A 21,257-nucleotide genomic window follows, 5' to 3' on the forward strand; every position below is an offset into this window, starting at 1 on the left:
AGGATCCGCGAAGTTCTGGCGCCTTGCCTGGATGTCGGCGGGGTTCTTGTTTTCCCTCGTTTTCAAGAAGGGTGCCGTGTGCCTCGTCGGACTGCTTTGTCGGAGTTGGAGTGGGAGCGGCTGCTCGCCGTTCCCGAGTCCGAAGAGGACCTGATTCGCGAATACACATTCACGTCGAGCGAGCTGGAGCTGATTCGGCGCCGTCGCGGTGACGCGAACCGTTTGGGGTTCGCGGTGCAGTTGGCGTATATCCGGTTCCCGGGAATCGCCTTGGGGACGGCGGAGCCGGTTCCGCGGATACTGAGGTCGGTCGCCGGTCAGGTTGGCGTTCGGGAGGCCCTCTGGGCTGATTATGGCCGCCGTGACGAAACCAGGCGAGAGCACGCGCTCGAGCTGCGGAGTGCGTTAGGGCTGCGACGGTTCACGGATGAAGTCGCGGCGCAAGCCCTGGCCGCGTTGGGCCCGGTCGCCGTTGAGACCGACAAAGCTACGGCGATCGCTGACGCGGCGGTCGAGCTCTTACGGTCCTGGATGGTGCTTCTTCCCGCGGTGGGGACGCTCGACGAACTTGTATCGGCGGCAATTACGGCCGCGAACCGGGCGGTCTATTCCGCCTTGGCTGACGGGTTGGCGACGGAGCAGAAACGTGCCCTGGATGCCCTGTTGCGGCCGCGTTCCGATGGCCAGGGGACCCAGTTGACCTGGTTGCGGCAGTCGCCGTTGAAACCGAATTCCAAGCACATGCGGGAGCATTTGGGCCGCCTACGCGCCTGGCGGAGAATCGGGCTGCCTGCTGGGTTGCGGTTTGCGGTGCGCCAGAGCCGGCTTCTCAAGCTCGCTCGGGAGGGCGCTCAGATGAGTGCCGGGGATTTGGCGAAGTTCGAGCCGCAACGCCGGTATGCGACCCTCGCGGCCGTGGCGATCGAGTCGGAGGCGACGATCACCGACGAAGTGATCGAGTTGCATGACCGGATCCTCGGGCGTGTGTTCAACCAGGCCAAGAACAGACATCGTGACCAGTTTCACGACTCGGGCCGGGAGATCAATGACAAGGTGCTCCTCTTCAGCCGCGTCGGGGACCTGCTCGTCACCGCGCGGGAAGAGGGGGCGGATCCGTTTGCGGCAATCGACGCCGCAATCGGGTGGGAGGCGTTCCAACGCAGCGTCACCGAAGCGAAAGCACTCGCACTCGGGAGGGACTTCGATTCGTTGCCGCAGATCCGGGACAGCTACGCGATGCTGCGCCGGTACACGCCCGATCTCCTTCAGACGTTGACCTTCAAGGCGGCACCGGCAGCCGCGGACCTCCTCGACGCGGTCGACGTCGTGCGCGAGCTGAACAAGGCCGGCTCCCGGCCTGTCCCAGAGAACGCACCGCGCTCGATCGTCCGGCCGCGGTGGGCTCGGGTCGTGTTCGCCGAGGACGGCACCATCGACCGGGCCTTCTACGAAATGTGCGTCCTCGCCGAAGTCCGCAACGCCCTGCGTTCCGGAGATCTCTGGGTGGAGGGCTCCCGGCAGTACAAGGACCTCGACGGGTACCTCATCCCGGCCCCGACCTTCGAATCCCTCACTGCCAATGACGCGGTGCCGGTGGGCTTCCCGGTCAACGTCGACGACTATCTGATCGGGGAAATCGCCGAGGTGGAACGACAACTGGCCCTCGTCGACGAGCAGGGCGGCACGGGCGAGCTTCTGGGGGTGAGTATCGAGGGCGGCCGTCTTCGCATCGAGGCGGCCGACACGATCGTCCCCGCCGAAGCAGAGCAGCTCATCACCCGAGCTGCCGGGATGCTCCCGCGTGTCCCCATCACCGACATTCTTGTCGAGGTCAACAACTGGACCGGTTTCGCCGACACCCTCACCCACCTGAAAACAGGCGAACCGGCCCGTGACACCCACATGCTCCTCACCGTGGTCCTGGCCGACGGGATAAACCTCGGCCTGACGAAGATGGCCGATGCGTGCGCCGGCGCTACCTACGCGAAGATGCTGAGGCTGCAAGCGATGCACGTCCGCGATGAGACCTACAGTGCCGCTCTGGCCACCATCGTCAACACCCAACACCAGCACCCCTTCGCGGCGCACTTCGGTGACGGCACCACGTCGTCCTCCGACGGGCAACGGTTCCGCGCCGGGAACTCTGCCGAAGCCACCGGACACATCAACCCCAAGTACGGGTCGGCACCCGGGAGGCTGATCTACACGCACGTCTCTGACCAATACGCGCCGTTCCACAGCCAGCTGGTGAACGTCGGCGTCCGCGACGCGACCTACGTCATCGATGGTCTCCTCCACCACGAATCCGACCTCGACATTCGCGAGCACTACACCGACACCGCCGGCTTCACCGACCACGTCTTCGCCCTCACCCACCTCCTCGGATTCCGGTTCGCACCCCGGATCCGGGACCTCGCCGAAACGCGCCTCTACATTCCCAAGAGCCGTTCCTACCCCAACCTTGATCCCCTCATCGGTGGGACCGTGAACACTGCCCTGATTCGCACCCACTGGCCCGAGATCCTTCGCCTGGCCGCATCGATCAAGACCGGCACAGTGAGCGCCTCGCTCATGCTCCGGAAACTCGGCGCGTATCCGCGGCAAAACAGTCTCGCCCGTGCCCTCCGGGAACTCGGACGGCTCCAACGCACCCGATTCATCCTCGACTGGCTGCAAAGCCCCGACCTGCGCCGCCGCACGACCGCGGGCCTGAACAAAGGCGAAGCCCGCAACGCCCTCGCACGAGCCGTGTTCTTCAACCGGCTCGGAGAAATCCGCGACCGCTCCTTCGAACAGCAGCGGTACCGCACCTCCGGCTTGAACCTCGTCACCGCGGCGATCGTGCTCTGGAACACCGTCTACCTCGACAGGGCCATCCAGGCGCTCCAAAGCGCAGACGCCGGCGTTGACCCTGAGCTGATCCAGCACCTCTCCCCGCTGGGCTGGGAACACATCAACCTCACCGGCAACTACACCTGGCGCAACCCCACCAAACCCGGCCGCTACCGACAACTCCGCTCCCCAGGACGCCGCCAGCCATGAGGAAAACAGGGCACCAAGTACTCCGACGACCAGGAAAAATCGCGCTTACCGTACTCTGAGCTCCGTTTTCTCAAACGCCCCCTATGAGCGCAACAGCAGGTCGGGCACGACGGGGCCGGCGAAACCCGTCACCTACTGTCTCGCTACAAGCCCGGGTTTCCCCCGAGGTTCGCGAAGGCATCGAGTACGCCGCCGCCACTAGTGGTGTCTCTCTGGCGTACTATCTCGAATCCTTTTTCCGCGACCAGCTCGCCCAGAATGGTTCGCTGCCCATCGTGGAAGCACCACGCCCCCAACAGGAGGAGCTGCATATCCCAGCCGCCTAAACGAAAAGGCCCGCCGCTTACGCGACGGGCTTTCCAAGTTTCGTAGCTCCAACCCTCTCAGCTTGCCGGCGTGAGGTTCGAGCTAATCAGCAATAAGTTCCGGTTTATCAGGCCGGGGCCTTGCTGTACCCCCAGATGATGAACCAAAGGAGATGGCCTCATAGTACCCGAAAACGGCGCTTTAGCACCATTCATCCATTCCGGTGTTTCAGTTTTCCCCTCAGAGCGGTGGTCAGCCTGGGACCTGACACGCCGGATAAGCCCTCGCGGGCATGTAGGCACGATGAAGCGAGATGCTTACGGTCGTCTGGATGAGAACAGCTATCCGCGCACGCACCCGGTGGGTCCGACAGAACCGTCGGCGCCGTGGTTGGTGCGCCTGGCCGATGATGCGGGCATGTTTCGTCTGTTGTGTTTCGACTTTGACGGCAAAGAGGCCGGCGTCGTCTCCCCCGACCTCATGGAGCAGGCCGTCGATGACTGCGACGCGCTTTCTGGCCTGCTGGATGGTCTCCGTATCGCGCATGTGGTGTGCCGGTCGTCGGGTACCGGTGGTCGGCATATCTGGGTGGCTCTCTACGGGGCGCCCAGCAAGATGGTGGAGGCGTTGGCCAGGGCGGCCAGGGCCAACTACGCGACGTTGGATCATGGGATGCTCTGCAACGCTCGCACGGGCGGGGCGCGTCCGCCGCTGTCCCCCCACCGCGACGGTAGTAGCTCCACCGTGCTGCGCGGTCATCTGGATAGCCTCACCGCCCCCTCTGTTTCGACAAGCGAGCTCGAGGCGTTGACGGTGCTGCTGGATGCGTCGCGGCCGGCCGTGCGGCGTACGGATTCTGCCCCGTCGGGTCCGGTCGATGCACGTTATGCCTCACACCGGCCGCTGAGCGCCACAGGTCAGGCGCACATGGCCACCATCGACGGTGGCAGCAACCCGTCGTGGACGGGTTTCATGTGTTTGCTTGCGGCTGCCACAGCCGGCTGGTCGCTGGCCGAGGTTGTGCGTGAGGCGCGCACGGCGCCGGGGATGGAGCATTACCGTACAAAGAACACCAGTCGTGGCACCCGCAAACTCCGCAGCAGCGTCGAGGCCACAGCGCGCCTGGAGCGGCAGTGGGCCAAAGCCCAGCAGTACTCGGCCTTGCAAGCGCCGCTGCCAGAGCGCAGGGAACCGGCGGACCTAACGGAACTGACCACGATCGTCGCCGCCACGGAGGCGGTGCTGAGTGGGTTTCGGGTCTCCCCCGGCCGGTGGGGGCGCAGCGAGAAGGCCGTGCACCAGCGCACGATCCTTTCCGCGATCGCCTACCTGTGCTTGCAGACCGGTAAACGCGTCGTTGCGGCATCCATCCGCGACCTGGCCCTGATGGGCGGCCTTGGTCGCACCACGGCCGCAGACGCCCTCACAGCCCTTGCGGGGGCGGGGCTTCTGGAGCGGGTCAGTGTCAGCGACGGTGGTAACGCCGCCGAATGGCGCCTACAGGCAGATCTATCCACAAGCTACGGAACACTCCGGTCACAACCACTAGATAACCCCCGCCCCCCCGGCGAACTCTTCAATGTGCGGGCGGAATTAGTGAGCCTGTTGGAAGCTCAGCTCACCGATGGTCGGCATGATCTGTTCACCCGGGGTGGGCTTGGCCATACCGCAGGACAGTTGTATGCAGCCCTCGCACTTGAGACTTCGGTGACGGTGGAGTCAGCTGCTCGTCTGGTGGGTATCGGTAGCCGGCATGCGGCCACGATTCTGTCTCGGCTTCGCCATCATCACCTGATCATTAAACACGGCGGCGGTTGGGTCAGGGCAAGAAGGGATCTCCGCGATGGCGCTGCCAGGATCCTCGGCGTTGCAGGGCTTCTGCTGGCCCGAGCGGATAGGTATCGCGGGGAACGGGAGGTGTGGGAGTGGTGGCAAGCCGAGCTTGAGCAGATGATGACCGCGCCCCGAAAGCGAAGTCGTCGTCCTCACGTGTCGAGCCGGACGCTGGAATCCGTTGATACCAGTCCTGCTGAACGGTCATGGCCCCGATACCCACGTAATACCGAGCGTCGTGCCGATCACCGCTCAGCGCGGCACCTGGTCGCGGTCGGGGCGCTTAGCCCAGACAGCCGCTGGCAGTATCTCGGCGACGCAGCGTAGAAGACGGCCTGGGTGTTCTGCCTTGGATGCCGAGCATGCCGCCGGCACCGCGACTGTCGTTGTCGGCTCGTAGAGTGAATCTAGACAACGTCTGCAGCAGTAGATAGTGACCGATGTGCGCGTGGCCGAGCGCCCGACCAGGAACAACAATGGGCAGCTCCAAACGATACGCGTACGCAATCGACCGTCGAGTTGAACAACGCCTTGCCGACGCGGCCGCACGACCCATCGCCAGTCCCCCGGTGGTTAAAGACTGGCGTCCCCCGTGGCCACCGATTCGTATTCGGAAGGACGAATGGGTCATCATGCGTGACAACAACCGGGAGCCGGCCGCCCTAGTTCGTTCGCTGCAGCTGGGGCCGCGAAACGAAACCTTCTTCCGCGTGGTGACGTGGGCAGTGGAATCCCACGACCGCGCCTTGGTGGGCTATTTCCGAACTCTCGACGAGGCAGACCGATCTGTGCTGTTCTCTCCGGACAACCCCCAGGTTCCCACCCCCGGTCGCACATAAAGACCGGAGTTCAGCTTTGCATCAATAAAACGAGACTTGGACTCGGTGTGCCGCGTGTTTACCCCGAGCGGGTGCGGTTATCGTGCCCGTGGCAGCGACAGACTCGACACTTGCCAGCAAAGATCCACACTGTGCAGGACCGACGGTTATGGCCTGCTAGTTCGCACCATCCGCAACGCCTTCTTGCGCCCACTGATTCTTCTGACGTTGTTGCTGTGATCCTCGGTGGCATCGAAGACCGCACCGGCAAAAACACATGGCGATACCCCGAAGGACCTACGCCGGATACTTCGAGCAGCTGGCTGCGTGGGGCTACGCCTCTCAGTGACATCGAACACATCGCGGCCGCGGCCGGCATCGACAAGGGCTGCGCGAATGACGTCGACAACAGCGGCAAATAGCCGTCATGCGTCCGGAGTGACGGGAACAATCCGCCGTCACTCCGGCACTCCCCCAGCGTCGTCGCGATTTAGCCGAGTGTGGTGGCGACCCCCGCGATTCCGGAACCATGTGCTTAATGTTTGTTTATTCAAGAAAGAAAGAAAGAAAGAACGAAAGAATTAAAGAAAGAAAACTTGAAAGAAAGAAAGAAAGACGGAAGGATATAACTATGCAAACACTTATGGTTTACAGCGAGTCCGGGGGAGTGACGAAAACAACGACCGCTGTCTCAATCGCTGCGATCGCTGCCTCACAAGGTATTCGAACGGTCCTCATCGACCTGGACCCGCGCGCGGCGTCAACCAAGTGGCTCGACGTCGAGCCGGCCGAGGAAGGACTTCACGTCGGTGCGATTCTCGGGGACGAGAATCCCGAAGGTTGGGCCGAAGATCTTGCGATCCAATCATCCTGGTTCCCTGAACTGCGCATCGTGCCCTCCGCTCGCAACGTTTCGAATAGGGAGGCGGACCGGGCCGATCACGGCGAGCTACGGCTGCGCACCTCTCTCGAGGGTCTCAAAGCTGACCTTGTTGTCATCGATTGCCCCAACCGCCAAGGTGGCCCCCTGACCTTGTCGGCGCTGAATGCCTCCGACACAATTGTCTATGCCTCCACAGCATCAGGAGACGGCATGGATGGCGTATCGGGAGCACGCCGCACGGTCGAACAGTTTCGGTCTAGTCGGCAGCGCATCGGCGCGCCAGCGACCCTCACCGAGGCTGGCATCGTGGTTGGGGGAGTGCGCGAAACGATCATGTCGAGAGCCGCCGTCGCCAGCATTGACGACCTTCGCGAGACTGGGCTGCTGCTGACACCGCTAATTCCGGAACGGACCATCGTTCAGGAAGTCCGGCTTGTGGGGGACTGGTACGGCAAATACAGAAAGGGTGCTCCCGTGTTGGATGCCTACACCGAGATCGTGAAGCAGGTCGTCCGATGAGTTCACAAGAGGAACGCCCCACACTGGGGGATCGCAAGCGCCGGTTGCCACAGCCGGCGGCCGACGAATCCGTGGATCCCATCGACTACCGTCGGCCCGAAACCCTCACATCTGCGCCAGCCCCATTGGAGCCAGCCTCCACCGCTCAGCCCATCCCTGTATCAGCCCCCATTCCGGCACCGCGCGGACGTCCACGTCGCGAAGTCACCGTTCCCTTCGCTACCAGGCTCTCGCCAGAGATCGCCGAGCTGATCGATCAGGCCGTCGCGAATGGCGAAGGTGGAGGGGTAATCCGCAACGTTGTCGAGGAAGCGATCCGCGCTCGGTGGGGGCGCGGCTGAGCCTCATTCTTCATCGAGCACCCCCAGACATTGGCAGGTAGGCCGATACCGGGGGAGGAACACAGAACGCCGGCAGGCCGGCGTAACTCCTGGCCTAGGTGGTTGTGTTGCGGCCGCCCTGGCGGACGGTCACCACAACACCGCCGTGTACCGGCGGCACGTATGCCTGTAGGGGTATGTAGGGTCAGGTTCACCCGAGTACTGATGCTCGAGGGTGGGGGAGTGGAAGTCTATGTCTCAGTCTCGAAGGGGTCGCCGATGCTGATTGTCCCGTGGGTGCGGCAGTTGTAGGCGATGCCGATGCCGTCACTGGTGGGCAGCACCTCAGCATCAAGCTCAAGCCCACACGTCGGGCATGGTGGTCCTGCCCAGTCGACACGGTCGCTCAGTTCCATAAGGGATGACGATAGGGCAGCGGGTGGTGGCAGTGCACGAATTCTCCCCAGTCTGGGCTTTCCGACCGGTGTGATCTTAGTTCGCTTTGCGGTTCACGTTGCGGCCTTTCGCGGCATATCCTTCGCTGCGCTATGCGGTATTCCACGAGCCTGAACTTCTTCCGCTTCACTCTCAACGACCTGCCTTGCCGGAAGGCACACACCAGACAGGAGAGAGCACATGAACACCCACCAGCGCCCCACGGTCATCGCCCAGGTCACCAAGACCGACCTGCACCAGGACGGAACTACCGAAACCGACAGCTACACCGTCGCAAACCCCACGGTCGCTTCCATCGACGGGTACGCGGTCCCGGTCAACCCGATGGATGACCTCGAATGCGAGAGCTGCCAGTAAAGCCGGCCCCGACCGCGCACGACTGCACTTGTCAGGGGTGCGCGGTTGGATCTTCAACAACACCACCCAGACAATGGAAGAAACCATGGCCATCAATGAGCAGCACCGCCAGCTGGAGATAGCCCGCTCCCTTGCAGAGCAAGCCCGCACCCTCGCACACTCGACAATGACAGTCCCGTCACCACCGGACTCCTACGACCTCCTTGGAGAGCTCGTCGGTACCCTCGACAGCCTCCAGAATGTGTGCCAGCAACTCGCCGCCTGGCACACCAAAGCGGTCGACGGCCAGCACTACCAAGGCGAGGACGCCAACGGCGACGGCGCGACCGGCACTGTAACTGCCGCTGAGAAACTCGAGCAGGCCGTGACCGCGATCAACACAGCATCCGCCGCTATCAGCGCTGCACACACCGCCAACGGTGTCGTCCGCTGGTTCGACACCCCCCCGCTAGCTGCGTCCGTCCGCCCGCCGGGATCGAACGTGGTGTCCCGACGAGCTGAGGTTTCGTAGGCCTCCACCTCAAGCGTTTCACGCCCCGCCATCGGGCAGTTTCTAGGGACACCCATACGGGCACTCGAGCTCCGAGCGCTCCCTCTCCACCATTGGCGGCGGGGGAGCGTCCGCTCACCGTCCCCATCTGGCGCGCCGAGCGCACTGAGGCGCGATGGTTGGTTTCGTCTTTGACCCGCTTTGCGGATCGTCCGTTCGATGTGACGTTCTGTCGCATAGTCGTAGTATCACGGGATGGAAGTAAGCGGCGAGATTCGATTCTCTCGTGGCCGCGGCAACCCACTGCGGGGTTCCGTTCTTGAGGCGGAGGTGTGCTTGACAGCAGCAGACCTGAAGCCGCTCATTCATGCGCGCCCCGAGCGAAGACAGCTTGGATCGCATCAACACCGATGGTGAGGGGACTTGACTATGAGCGGGATTGAGAATCCGGGTATATACGAGGCGTATCGGCAGACGGAGGCTTGGCCATTTCTGCCTTTCCTTGGTGTTTTGCTGTGCGCGGGCATGATCGTTTTCACTCTTTTGCTTGTGATGGCTGCGCACGCCGGGGCACAACCGAAATGGCGAGCTGTTGTTTGCGGATTGGCCACTGTGATCGTGGGATGCGCCAGCGTCTATGGTCTGACGGTCGCTTCAGCGCAGTGGGTCGCGCGGGATGAGGCGAAACATACCGTATACATCGCTTCTGTGCGCGAGTGGATAACGGACCAAATCTCGGTGCCGGTGGGTAATGAAGAGACGGTGCAACTCCTGGAGGGTAAAACCGTCAAGATTGCTACTAGGGACGGGTCGCTGACTACCAAAATTCAGACAGATTCTTCACAAGATGCTTTGATTCTTGACTACTAGCCGAAAGGTAACCCGGTCACGCACACGACTCGAAACTGTTACCCCGCCTAGCGTTCCTCTGTGACACACGTCGAGCACTGCGGACGGCCAGCCACAGCGCAAGAGGTTCGGTGGTTCCGTATGCGGACTTGAACGACAATCGTGTTTCGGTACCCTCGAGTCATGTCGGCTCTTACGTTGGATAGCTTGTTAGCTTTCGAATACGAAGGGTGGCAATCACTGTGCGAAAGCCAGGGCGGCGCCTTCTACGGCGCGATGATGTCTGCTGACGCAGTGATGATTCTGGTCAACGGCATGGTGTTGCACCGTGACGCGGTCGTCGCATCGCTCAACGACTCGCCACGATGGGACTCTTTCGAGATCCGCGAACCCAGTCTCGTCGACCTCGGCGACAAGGCCGCAGCGCTGGTTTACCGTGCTCGCGCTGTACGGGGCGATGATGAGCCTTTCGTCGCTCTCATGACCACCACTTATCGCCTGATCAGTGGTGAGCCAAAGCTCGCCCTGTACCAGCAGACCACTATTCCTCACTAAGGGTTCGGCTTACTGTCTGTGACAGCCTGAAGTGGCCCCGGGGTGACGGTTAGATCTGGCCCCACCTGGTGACTTGCCGGGGTGGTTGTGACGGTTTGATTTGGCCCCACTTGATCGTGGTCTCGTCTGAATGATTCGGCGAGGAGGCCAGGATGAGGTCAAGGGTGGATGTGTTCGCGGAGATCCGTAGGGATGCCAGGGTTGAAGGGCTGTCGGTGCGGGAGTTGGCGCGCCGACATAAGGTGCACCGGCGCACGGTTCGGGCGGCGTTGGAATCGGCCCAGCCACCGGCACGGAAACCGCATGTGCGGTCCTCGCCCCGCCTGGAGCCGTTCACCTCGGCGATCGACGCCATGCTGACGACGGATCTGGATGCTCCACGCAAGCAGCGCCATACCGCAACCAGGGTTTTGGCTCGCCTCGCGGACGAGCATGGCGCGAGAGCGCTGTCGTATTCGACGGTTCGGGATTATGTGCGGGTGCGGCGGGTGGAGATTGAGATCGCGTCCGGTCGGCGTGTGAACGCGTTCGTCCCGCAGGACCACGAGCCGGGTGCGGAGGCGGAGGTCGACTTCGGTGAGGTGTGGGTGGTCCTGGCGGGGGTGAAGACGAAGTGTCACTTGTTCGTCTTCCGCCTCTCCCACTCGGGTAAGGCGATCCACCGGGTGTATTCGACCCAGGGGCAGGAGGCGTTCCTTGAAGGTCATATTGAGGCGTTCGAGGCGATCGGTGGTGTCCCGACCAGGCATATTCGTTACGACAACCTGACGTCCGCGGTCACGAAGGTGCTGTTCGGCCGCAACCGGGTAGAGAACCCCCGCTGGGTGCTGTTCCGCTCGCACTACGGGTTCGACTCGTTCTATTGCGAACCGGGTATTGAAGGGGCCCATGAGAAGGGTGGTGTCGAGGGTGAGGTTGGCAGGTTTCGCCGCAACCATCTCTCACCGATGCCCGTGGTCGATTCTCTGGCTGAGTTGAACGATCGCATTCGCGCGTGGGATCACGCCGACGATACCCGGCGCATCTCGACCAGGATCCGCACGGTCGGTGCGGACTTCACCACCGAGCAACCCCTGCTGGCGTCGTTGCCTCTGGAGCGGTTCGATCCGGGCCTGTCGTTGACACCCCGGGTGGACCGGTCGAGTCTGGTCACGGTGCGGATGGCGAAATACTCCGTGCCCTCCCGCTTGATCGGCAGGCAGGTTCGCGTGTCGTTGCGGGCGTCGGAGCTAGTCGTCTTCGACGCCCGCACGGTCGTGGCACGCCACCCTCGGGTGGTGGCCCGCGGCGGGGAGTCGGTTGATCTGGACCACTACCTCGACGTGTTGAAACTGAAGCCCGGCGCGCTACCGGGCTCGACCGCTCTCGCGCATGCACGGGCTACGGGTGCGTTCACGTCGGCGCATGAAGCGTTCTGGGCTGCCGCCCGCAAAACCGACGGCGATGCTGTCGCCACCCGGGAGCTGATCGATGTGCTGTTGCTGCACCGCTCTATGGATGCCGCTGATGTGGTTGCGGGTCTGCAGGCCGCGGTCACGGTCGGTGCGGTGACCGCGGATGTCGTCGCGGTCGAGGCCCGCCTCCACGCCTCACAACACCACGAAACACCGGGCACGCCCTCTTCCGGTCGTGGCCGGGTCCGGTTCCCCTCCGCGGAGCAGCAGCGAAGTGAGCTGCGGGTGGTGAGTCTCACCCAGCGGCGTCTGGCGGATCCTGCGGCGGTGATCGCGGGTCTGCCGCCGGACCGGCGACCAATCCCATCAATGGCCGGATACGACGAACTACTCCATCTGCCCGGCCCGGCACGAACCGAAGAACCAACAGCGAGGGAGGAGACCGGATCATGAGCCCAACAACCACGTCGATCACGACCACGCTGCGCCGTAGGCGCGGGATGACGGAGCAAGCCGCGAATGCTGCTGTCGATCAAGCTTGCCGGCGCCTGCGACTGCCGACAATTCGGGCGGTGGTGGATGAAGCTATCGGTGCCGCGCAGAAGGAGCAGCTGACCTACCAGGGTTTCCTCGCGGAGCTGCTGCTGGCCGAATGCGACGACCGCGACCGACGGTCCTCTGTCCGCCGCGTAAAAGCAGCCGGCTTCCCGCGGGATAAATGGTTGGGCGACTTCGATTTCGATGCGAACCCGAACATCAACCCTGCCACCATCCACACCCTCGCTACCGGTGACTGGGTCCGTAAAGGCCAGCCACTGTGTCTGATCGGGGACTCCGGCACCGGCAAATCCCACCTGCTCATCGGGTTGGGCACCGCCGCCGCCGAGGCCGGCTACCGCGTCAAATACACCCTCGCTACCCGCCTGGTCAACGAGCTCGTCGAGGCCGCCGACGAGAAAGTGTTAGCCCGCACCATCGCCCGCTACGGCCGTGTCGACCTGCTCATGATCGACGAGCTCGGATACATGGAATTAGACCGCCGTGGTGCGGAACTGCTCTTCCAAGTACTGACCGAGAGGGAGGAGAAGAACAGCGTCGCGATCGCCTCGAACGAATCTTTCTCTGGCTGGACGAAGACATTTACCGACCCACGCCTGTGTGCTGCGATCGTCGATCGGCTCACTTTCGGCGGCAACATCATCGAAACCGGCACCGACTCCTACCGCCTCGCCCACACCAAAAACAGCGATGCGCTGCGACGACCAGCGGAAATCTCAAATTGAACACTCTCCGGACACGCCGGGCGAATCACAGGGCTCAACAAATAGGTTTCGACATTTCATTCCGTTCTTGGACCTCCCGGACTAGTGTGAGGAAAAATCCAGCAGCTCGACCCGAACGTACTGCCTTCGCAATGACAAGCAAGGAGAAAATGTGTCTGTTCGAAAAGCAGTTCTTAAAGGTTTGGCCGTCGCCGCCGTCTTGACGTTTGTAACAACAGCACCCGCCGCGGCCGCTGATATACCTTCGGACCCAACGGCTTTGAAAAGCACCGTGACAACCGCCATGGTGTCGCATGGGTTTGACGAAAATGTGGCGCGCGATAACGGATTCGAAATCCGCGTCAACTCAGTCGGTGAGCAATATTCGGTGCCGGTAAGTGAATCGGCGAAAACACTCGTCGAGCAGAACATAGCGGCGTCCGCCGGTCCGGGGTCACCCACGACGCGGGGATCAGGCCAAGTTTTTGGGCCGTGCGGCTCCTCCACGATCTACCTTTATAAAAGCGGATTGAGCGTCCTAAAGATCCAAACTTCGTACTCGGTCAATCTCCCCATTCAGTTCCGTCAGTGGGGCGTCGTCGGCGCGAGTGGATCCGGAGTATTCAATGTGCCTTTTAACAGCCCTTACCCTGGAACCGCATTTTGGACTGGGTATGGCCAAACAAGCGTAGCGGGAGGCGGCTGGGGCCAGGTAGCTATTGGTTCTTATGTCATGAAAGTTGACGGCAACATTTGTTGGGCAGGCGCACCGTCAGCGGGGTTTTGAATTCCGACTGACTATGACGTTGGTGGCCGATCAGGCATGAATGAATCAAGAGCTCGGCAGTAGCTCGCTATTTCCTGGCGAGTTGCTGCCGAGACGGCCAAACAGCTCGAACCAATGCTTGCCGCGAAATACTCGTAATACGGCATCACTATTACGGTTTTAAGACCGCGTTCCCAGGCAGGTACGAGCGACGGCAGGCTCAGCCTTTCTCTTTGTTCGGAGAATGCTTCGATTGGGGTTGGTTTGATCGATTCTAGCCATTCGTCTCGATGACTCTGGCTTAAAGCATCCAGCTCGCTGAGGGCGCCCCACCGCGGCCCCGTCCCGAATTCCGCGTGCATCTCGACGGGAGAAATGTGGTCGTGCTCTTTGTCCTCGATCCTAACCATCCTCGCCCAAGCACTTCTCCAGGCAGAGTCCCAAGAGGTCGATAGCTGAGCCAACCGGGCCGGTTCTGCTATCGGCCGCAAGTGACTAGGTTCTATTCCAGGTCTCAATGGCGGAACCCTAGTCGAGGGGGTTAGAGACCAAGCTTTCACAAAGAAAAGTAATTCCAGTAAATCTGCCGGAGCGTCAACAACACGTATCTCCATCTCATCTGGCCACGAGTTCGAAGGTCCTCCGGTCTGATATCTCATGAGCAAGGCCTCCCTAGGCTTCGAATCTAGTTGAAACCTCGAATTAATTGTGAGCTTCACATGCAGATTGCCCCACCTCCGTTGACGCATCAAGTCAAATGCGATGACACGCGCCTCCGCAGGCCGGAGGATCTACCGCGCCACCCGCGCGGTCACTGGAATGCGAGTTTTCGCCTAGTCCGAGGGTGCCCACAAAAATTTCCGGACTTGGTGCCCGATGAAGGTGCCTTCACACGCACGAGGTGATGATCAGAGCACGGCATTCTCGGCCGGTCTTCAACACCGAAAGCCGATTATGAGATGAAGCCGACTCGCTACGGCTGGGAGCAGTATCCTTCACCACGAAACTTCACTTGTGATCACCCCAGCAAGTCACCAGGTGGGGCCAGATCTAACCGTCACCCCGGGGCCACTTCGAGTTGACATAACCAGCTTACAGGCGTACTGGGTCGAGGCTCAGTAGTGGTAGCGGCACTGCCACACGATGAGTTGCTGGGTGTCGAAAGAGTAGATCAGGCGGTGTTCCTGCGTAATCCGTCTGGACCACGGCGAACCGTCGAGATGCTTGAGTTGTTCCGGTTTACCTATTCCGGACGAGGAATCACGACGGGCTTCCTTGATCAACGTGTTGACTCGCTTGAGGATTGCTTTGTCGTTTGCGATCCAGTGCTGGTAGTCGTCCCATCCGTTGTCGGTGAAGGCGAGAGTGAGCATTACGCCTGTTCTTCGTCTGTCTCTATCAGGTCGCGGCCAATGGCGAGCCCCTCGCGAACCTGTAGCGCAGACGCGGCGAGGCGAGCGGCATTTGTGGGGGAACGAAGAAGGTACGCGGTTTCGCGCAGTGCGTTGTACTCGTGAGCAGAAACCAAAAAGGCAGAACCGCTCTTGGACGTGATTTCGATCTCGTCGTGGTCGAGGTTGACCTCTTCGATGAGACGATATAGATCCTTGCGTGCCGCGGTTGCCGTGATGGCCATGACGTCCTCTCTTACGTACGCTATTACGCACGCTTCGAGTCTAGGGCGTCTAGGCCCGTTTCGCAAAGCGGATGCAGTGCGTGCACAAACCGTTCCCTTGTGACACACGCCGAGCATTGCGGCGCGATCTTCGGGTCTTTGCATATCGGCGGTTATCGGTCTTAAAGCAGAACCAATTGCATCTGATGCGAGAACGGTACCTTCACCGGCGGCAAATCTCGTCAACGAAATGCACCCCGTTTTCTGTCTCTGACGGGGCCCTCAAATTGGGCCGGGGGAGGTTCCCTGCCGGACACCTTAGAAGCCGACGAACGTTCTCAGCCTGCCGCGGCAAGAACCTGGAATTACGATCGTCGATCGCGTGGCGGGCAAGTTGTTAACGCCGACCGAAAATGGGACCGTTAGCCCCGCCCGGCACTATTGGCCCTGTTTTGGGTCGGCGTCAACACAAGTCGTTACGATCACCCAGCGTGCCGCCGAAGAGGCTGTTCACGTTCTGCTGCACAGATAGGAAAGGCTCACTGCCGCAAAGCTCAACTAGCTTAACGCTGCGGATGGACGCGGTTGTGAATCGACTTCTCTGAGATGGGCGATCAGCGCGATTGACTCGGACGCAACTTCAGCGCGAATGCTCGATCGATGTAGCACAGGGCCGCGTGCTGGCAGGCTCGCGAGCAGCGCCGCAAGCGTGACGTCCACCGATTGCAGCATCCACGGCAGAACAAACTCCAGAAAGACATGGGGCTCGACGACGTACCCGTCTGCGAATTTACGCTGAATGCCAGGATCTCCGCCATCAGGAAGCTGGCGAAGCGCATGCGCGATCGAGCCCCCGGCGTCGTCGAAGAAGCCAAGGCCGACCCCTGGCGCGCCCCATCGGGTTCTAAAAGGCGTTATCACTGGTGCGACGTCGTGAATCTCGTTTCGCGCCGCTCGGAGTGCGCGGTTTAGGTTCATCGCGAAACCATTGTTGGCCCACGCATCCGTAAGGCTGGGAAAGTGCGTCAACGCTTGCGCGCGCCATGGATCTATCTGCCACTTGATGTGCCGTGGGCTCATCTCCGGGTTTGGCAGGAATTCGTTGACGACGCGGGCGAGCAGATCGTGAAACGCCACCATCTCAACAAGCGCGTGAGTGAAGGTCGAATCGATGGCATCTGCGACGTCCTGCGTGGATTTCACGCTCGTCAATAACGCCAGCTTGTCGCGGTTCATTAGTAGTGATCGAGCACGCCGGCGGATGGTCAGCAACCGTGCGCTGCTCACCACTCCTTCGGCGCGCAACATGAACTCCGGGAATGACGGGATCAAATGGTCCGAGACTTTCTCGTAGAAGATCGACGGGGTCGCTCGAGCGGTGAAATCTGGTCCTTTGACGTAGATGTATTCGCCGGCAGCTCGCAGATATAGGGCGACCAAGGCGACCGCCGTCTCGTCGTTTGCCACTCGGCAGTTCCCACGCTCCTCCAGCTCCGTGCATAGAAGTGCGGATCGGTCCGTGATCAATAGATCCGCATGGGTTTCCTGAGCCGCGAGAAGCAGGCGGGCATCGAAGTCGTCAACACCTTCGCGTCCTTCCTGCGAGAGTGTCACTTGCGCCATCAAGATCGAATCCACGAAGAGCGCGCTGCTCGTGACGGAGTCGGCGGTCGTTTGAGTTACGGAATAGGCGATCATGCCGTCGGATGACGGAGAGAGTGTTGTCCATCCAATCGCGTGCTCGACGTCCTTCCAGGGGTTCATAGTCGTGCGGGGGGCGTCATCGGGGGGCCCAGCGTCGCTAAAGAGACTCACGCTGATCCTTTCGTGATGGAGGAAGCCGACCAGCGTTCGTGCTAGCCAAGATTCCTCGGTGGCGATTCGCTCCCAGACGTCGAAGTCGATAATCACCCGCAAGTTGCGCGCTGAACCCGTTCCGTTGAGTAGCGGTTCGTAGTTTGGGGCGTCGTGCCCGCAGAGAAACTGAAGGGAATTGACGTGGATAGCTCGGGCGGTCACAGTGCTCCTCCCTTGGATGGCGTCTCAGTAAGTCCAGCACACTCATCGCCACACTCAGGTTCGGCGGCCGGGGCAATCGAAACGTCGATGTTTTTGTGAACGACCAACTTCCAGGGTCGAGTCAGCGCGAGCGTTGATCGCAACGCGCGGGCAGCCTGCATTGCGTATCCGATGTTGTTTGATCGGGGACCCGCTGGGTCTGCTGCTGCTTTGTTTGAATGAGCGTCACGCGGTGGGATGCCGGAGGCTGGCCGCGCGTGTCGAACTGGAGTACTCAGGCGCGGCGACTTCGAGACGGAACGGTGAGCTGGTTTTGCGCAGTCCCTGCCGCGTAAGCGGAGATGAGGTGGCTGAGTCGTTCCGCGTTGTCGGTGAATCGTCGCCGCTGCGCGAATGTACGGTCGACGAGTCCATCCAGAGCGTGGTGGGTGGCGAGGAGTCGTTGGGGCATGGAGTTTGAGCCGTAGAGGTCAGCGAGGGTCGCGTCGGGATGAGCGCCGCGCGCTTCCTCAACATCTGCCCACCCGGCCGCAAGTGCTGCCTTTCCTGCATCAGCAATCTCAGGCCAGGGGACGGGGAAGTACGCGAGGGCGGGAGAGATGGAGATGTCGGACTTGAGTCTGCCGACGAAGACCGAGACCCATGCCATGAATATCGATGACTGCAGGAGCGCGGCGTGCCAGGGTTCCGCGTCGGGAAAGATTATGAGCTTGTTGCCGGCAATTACGTTTGCGTCGTAGAAGCGGCCCGGGATCCAGCCGCGGTTTTCGGATGACACCTCGGGGAGGGCGAAGTACCGGCCCGACGGCTGTCGGTTTTGAGTGAAGAGCGACGGCCGCTCTGCGTAATTCTGGACGGAGGCGGTGGGCGATTCGAGGCGAGCTGCTCGAACTAGGGCAAGTCGTTCGCGGAGCAGGGGAGAGTGGTTGAGATCCGAGGGAGCCGCGTCGACCAGCCGAAGGCAATGACGCGGCGACCCTCCTTGCAGCATGTCTTTCCCCTGAACAAACCGGCGGAGGTAGCGGGCGGAGTCAGGGTCTCGGCTGACGGTCGCGAGGTCGTGCGGCTCAACCAGGAGGTGACCCTTATCGGTTGGCTGACTTCCCTTGTATGCGTCGGGCATGCCTTGGGTGCGGGGCTTGGTGAGCGTCGCAGGGACGATACTAGCGCCGCCTGAAAGGTAAAAGTTGAGCGTTTTGACCGGGAGCTCGTCGGGCTCGCCGGCAATGGCTTTGAAGACAAATAGGCGAGGTTTCCGGTTCGAAGAGGCCGAGGGCAACATGCGCCAAGCCCTGATGGGCGCAGCGCAGCTGGCACGCTCAGCGACCCAGGCCCGACAGGCCGCGGCCGAGCGAGCCACCCGCCGCGACCTCGAGGAAGCACGTCAACTGCAGGCGCAGCTCGACGCGCAGAGAGTCGCAGCACGGGCCGAGCTCGCCCCCGTCCACGAGTCGTCGTAGTGGGGCCAAGCCCAGCTGCGCGACGTCGCCCGCGCCTACGAGACGGCCGTCACATTCCGTGCCGAAGACCAGGCCGCCCGAGACGCAGAGAGCCGCATCCGTCAAGAGTTGCGTGAGCGGTACGACGTCGAGGTGTTGGAGACGGGTGCGGATCCCGCCGGGGTGCGCGCCACGCTCGTCGATCGCGACACGCAGCGGGCCGAGCGCGACGAGCGCCAGGCGCAGGCGCGCGACGACCAGGATCTCGCGGATGCTGAGGAAGTGCAAGATCTCCGGAAACCTCGCCGCCGACGTCGAGCACGACGCAGAGCTGTCGTGGGACTCGGCCGAACGGCGCGAGCTGCACGTCGAGGGCATCAAGGCCGGCCCCGACCAGGCCGCAGCCGTGCCCGCATCGGAGCAGGCCGACGTCGACCAGGCACGCCACCAGCGCGAAGCAGTGCAGGGAGGCCGCAAGTGCAGGTCGCCGCGCACTCGAGTGCCCGCGTCGACGCCGGATCGTCAAATCGGCCGTGATGGCCGATGATTTCTACCCACCGATGGCAGATCCGATCCAGTCTTTGCCCGAGGTCGGAGCCTCGTGTGGCCCGTAGTGTCGGAGACTTTTGCCGCCACGGGGGACCAGCCTTTCCCGAAAGTTGGAACCGTTTCTCAGTTGGGCCGAAAGAGACTTCTTGACAAGTCGACCTTCTCCTGAGAATCTTGTCTACTGCCTTCCGGCTGGAAGGTCAGGGCAACACCCGACATCGCGGATCCGCAAGGAATCGCGGCCAACCACATCAGCACCCTGGACAGGGCTTCTGGAACACGGATCCGTTCACCCGGAATCGTGAGACGCAGAAGCCGGCCAACGCCGGCTTTTCTTGTCTCAACCGGAAGTTCTTCCCTCAACGAGAGGAAAGAACCCATGCAGAAAACCACCGAACCGACCACCCTCACCATCAAGTTCGACGAGATCGCTGAGCAGACCGCGGGTGGTATCAAGCGCATCTCCGGATTCGTAAGGGCGCGGCACTTCATCCAGATCATCGACTCGCTGGATCTCGAGGCCAACCCGCGCTCATCCAAGATCGGTCGCGTCACGAACGCGATCATCGACTCGATCGAGACCACTCCACTCGAGTTCCCCTTCAAGACCAAGGGAGTGCTGCTCGGCACGACCAAGTACGAGATGCTCGACCGCGGCCGGGTACGGGCGACCTTCCAGGAGCGCGACAAGGAGGGGATCCTTGACGGCGGCCACAACACCCTCGCCATCGGGCTGCACATCCTCAAGCTCGCGGGTGTGACCGACGCCAAGCTGCGCAAAGCGCGCGACTGGGCATCATTCCGACAGCTGTGGGGCGCATCCGATGGCGACGTCATGCAGTTCCGCGGAGCGTTGTCGGCCTTCGGAACGCAGGAGCCTGTCGACGATGAGCTGAGCTTCCTCATCCCCGTCGAGCTAATCGTGCCGAGCGACCCCGATGACGTGGTCGTGATCGACCGGTTCCAGTCATCGATCCTCGAGATCTGTGCGGCCCGCAACAACAACGCGGAGCTGGTCGTCAGCGCCAAGTCGAACCAGGCCGGACTGTACGAGCAGCTCAAGAACCTCCTCCCCCCGACAATCGCAGAACGGATCGAGTGGAAGGCCGGCGAGGGCGGAGTCGTGAAGGTTTCCGACCTGATTGCACTCACATGGATCCCCCTCAGCGTGCTCGACCCTATGCCCACGGATCCCGGCGAGAAGGCAGTCGTCCCGCCGATCGCTCAGAACCTTTACCGAAACAAGGGCGAATGCCTGGTGAAGTTCGACGACCTGATGCGGCTCGATGCCGTGACAAGCGAGCACAACGGCAAACTCGAGCTTCACAATCCCCGCATTCTCAGCGCCCTCAAAGTCGCAGCCGACCTTCCCGAAGTGTTCGATCTCATCGAAGAGCTCTTCCCCGGTGCGTACAACAAGGCCCAGGGCTCCTATGGCCGGATCGGCGCGGTAAAGAAGCTGAACCTCAGCGGCAAGCAGCAGCATTCGAAGTTCACGCTGAACCCGATCGACATGGCCAGCCCCGACGGTTTCCTCTACCCGATCGTGTACGGCGTGCGTCAGCTCCTGGTCCAGCAGGCGGACGGCACGATCGAGTGGGTGACCGATCCGCTCGAGTTCCTTCGCAGGAACATGATCGGCATCGCCGAGGCCTACAAGGCTGTGATGCAGGCCCTGAACTGGGAGCCGCAGCCAGTCGGCAAGGCCCCCCTCGCCTATCAGGTCGTGTCGGCGGCGTACGCAACGCTGCTCGCCGCGGACGCTCGATAGTCTTCGGACGTGAG

18 protein-coding genes are annotated in these 21,257 nt (G+C 61.8%); 13 read left to right on the plus strand and 5 right to left on the minus strand.

The features are described from left to right. The first annotated feature begins 78 nt into the window (after positions 1-78). From IWX81_RS14115 to IWX81_RS14165, 11 genes are all read left to right on the plus strand, one after another. Positions 79-3,042, plus strand: coding sequence for a Tn3 family transposase (locus IWX81_RS14115; RefSeq protein ID WP_199281971.1), 2,964 nt, complete (start codon positions 79-81; stop codon positions 3,040-3,042). 609 nt (positions 3,043-3,651) lie between these two features. After that, on the plus strand, positions 3,652-5,508 hold the full coding sequence (locus IWX81_RS14120) for a hypothetical protein (protein WP_334594314.1): 1,857 nt from the start codon (positions 3,652-3,654) through the stop codon (positions 5,506-5,508). Positions 5,509-6,235: 727 nt separating this feature from the next. Further along, on the plus strand, positions 6,236-6,421 hold the full coding sequence (locus IWX81_RS14125) for a hypothetical protein (protein WP_199281972.1): 186 nt from the start codon (positions 6,236-6,238) through the stop codon (positions 6,419-6,421). A 116-nt stretch (positions 6,422-6,537) separates the two neighbouring features. Further along, on the plus strand, positions 6,538-7,401 hold the full coding sequence (locus tag IWX81_RS14130) for a ParA family protein (RefSeq protein WP_334594315.1): 864 nt from the start codon (positions 6,538-6,540) through the stop codon (positions 7,399-7,401). Positions 7,402-8,357: 956 nt separating this feature from the next. Continuing rightward, complete coding sequence (locus tag IWX81_RS14135) at positions 8,358-8,534, plus strand: hypothetical protein (protein ID WP_199281973.1); 177 nt, start codon at positions 8,358-8,360, stop codon at positions 8,532-8,534. 85 nt (positions 8,535-8,619) lie between these two features. Continuing rightward, positions 8,620-9,045, plus strand: a complete 426-nt coding sequence (locus IWX81_RS14140; RefSeq protein WP_199281974.1) for a hypothetical protein — start codon at positions 8,620-8,622, stop codon at positions 9,043-9,045. Between the two features lie 408 nt (positions 9,046-9,453). Further along, positions 9,454-9,894: a hypothetical protein gene (locus IWX81_RS14145; protein ID WP_199281975.1), complete on the plus strand. Its 441-nt coding sequence runs from the start codon at positions 9,454-9,456 to the stop codon at positions 9,892-9,894. Between the two features lie 162 nt (positions 9,895-10,056). Next, positions 10,057-10,428 (plus strand): nuclear transport factor 2 family protein, encoded by a 372-nt coding sequence (locus IWX81_RS14150; protein ID WP_199281976.1) that lies wholly within the window; start codon positions 10,057-10,059, stop codon positions 10,426-10,428. A 152-nt stretch (positions 10,429-10,580) separates the two neighbouring features. Continuing rightward, positions 10,581-12,275, plus strand: a complete 1,695-nt coding sequence (gene istA, locus IWX81_RS14155; protein WP_199281977.1) for an IS21 family transposase — start codon at positions 10,581-10,583, stop codon at positions 12,273-12,275. Continuing rightward, positions 12,272-13,105 (plus strand): IS21-like element helper ATPase IstB, encoded by an 834-nt coding sequence (gene istB / locus IWX81_RS14160; protein ID WP_199281978.1) that lies wholly within the window; start codon positions 12,272-12,274, stop codon positions 13,103-13,105. Before istA ends, istB begins: the two co-directional genes overlap by 4 nt. A gap of 151 nt (positions 13,106-13,256) precedes the next feature. Next, on the plus strand, positions 13,257-13,871 hold the full coding sequence (locus IWX81_RS14165) for a hypothetical protein (RefSeq protein ID WP_199281979.1): 615 nt from the start codon (positions 13,257-13,259) through the stop codon (positions 13,869-13,871). Positions 13,872-14,965: 1,094 nt separating this feature from the next. Here the strand turns inward: IWX81_RS14165 and IWX81_RS14170 are convergent. The 5 genes from IWX81_RS14170 to IWX81_RS14190 form a co-directional block, all read right to left on the minus strand. Further along, positions 14,966-15,223, minus strand: coding sequence for a Txe/YoeB family addiction module toxin (locus IWX81_RS14170; RefSeq protein WP_199281980.1), 258 nt, complete (start codon positions 15,221-15,223; stop codon positions 14,966-14,968). Beyond that, positions 15,223-15,486 carry a type II toxin-antitoxin system Phd/YefM family antitoxin gene (locus tag IWX81_RS14175; protein ID WP_199281981.1) on the minus strand — a complete coding sequence of 88 codons (264 nt, stop codon included), beginning with the start codon at positions 15,484-15,486 and terminating at the stop codon, positions 15,223-15,225. Before IWX81_RS14175 ends, IWX81_RS14170 begins: the two co-directional genes overlap by 1 nt. A gap of 537 nt (positions 15,487-16,023) precedes the next feature. Next, entirely contained in the window at positions 16,024-17,484 is a 1,461-nt protein-coding gene (locus IWX81_RS14180; protein WP_199281982.1) for a hypothetical protein, read from the minus strand. Between the two features lie 274 nt (positions 17,485-17,758). After that, positions 17,759-18,766 (minus strand): type IIL restriction-modification enzyme MmeI, encoded by a 1,008-nt coding sequence (locus IWX81_RS15020; RefSeq protein ID WP_334594321.1) that lies wholly within the window; start codon positions 18,764-18,766, stop codon positions 17,759-17,761. A 37-nt stretch (positions 18,767-18,803) separates the two neighbouring features. Continuing rightward, on the minus strand, positions 18,804-19,211 hold the full coding sequence (locus IWX81_RS14190; protein WP_199281984.1) for a hypothetical protein: 408 nt from the start codon (positions 19,209-19,211) through the stop codon (positions 18,804-18,806). Here IWX81_RS14190 and IWX81_RS14195 point away from each other — a divergent pair. Both IWX81_RS14195 and IWX81_RS14200 read left to right on the plus strand, forming a co-directional pair. Continuing rightward, entirely contained in the window at positions 19,195-19,470 is a 276-nt protein-coding gene (locus IWX81_RS14195) for a hypothetical protein (RefSeq protein WP_199281985.1), read from the plus strand. The genes IWX81_RS14190 and IWX81_RS14195 overlap by 17 nt on opposite strands. A gap of 381 nt (positions 19,471-19,851) precedes the next feature. After that, complete coding sequence (locus tag IWX81_RS14200) at positions 19,852-21,243, plus strand: hypothetical protein (RefSeq protein ID WP_199281986.1); 1,392 nt, start codon at positions 19,852-19,854, stop codon at positions 21,241-21,243. The last annotated feature ends 14 nt before the right edge of the window (positions 21,244-21,257 follow it).

Origin of the sequence: Salinibacterium sp. CAN_S4, assembly GCF_015752305.1 — a bacterium.
Taxonomy (GTDB): Bacteria; Actinomycetota; Actinomycetes; order Actinomycetales; family Microbacteriaceae; genus Rhodoglobus.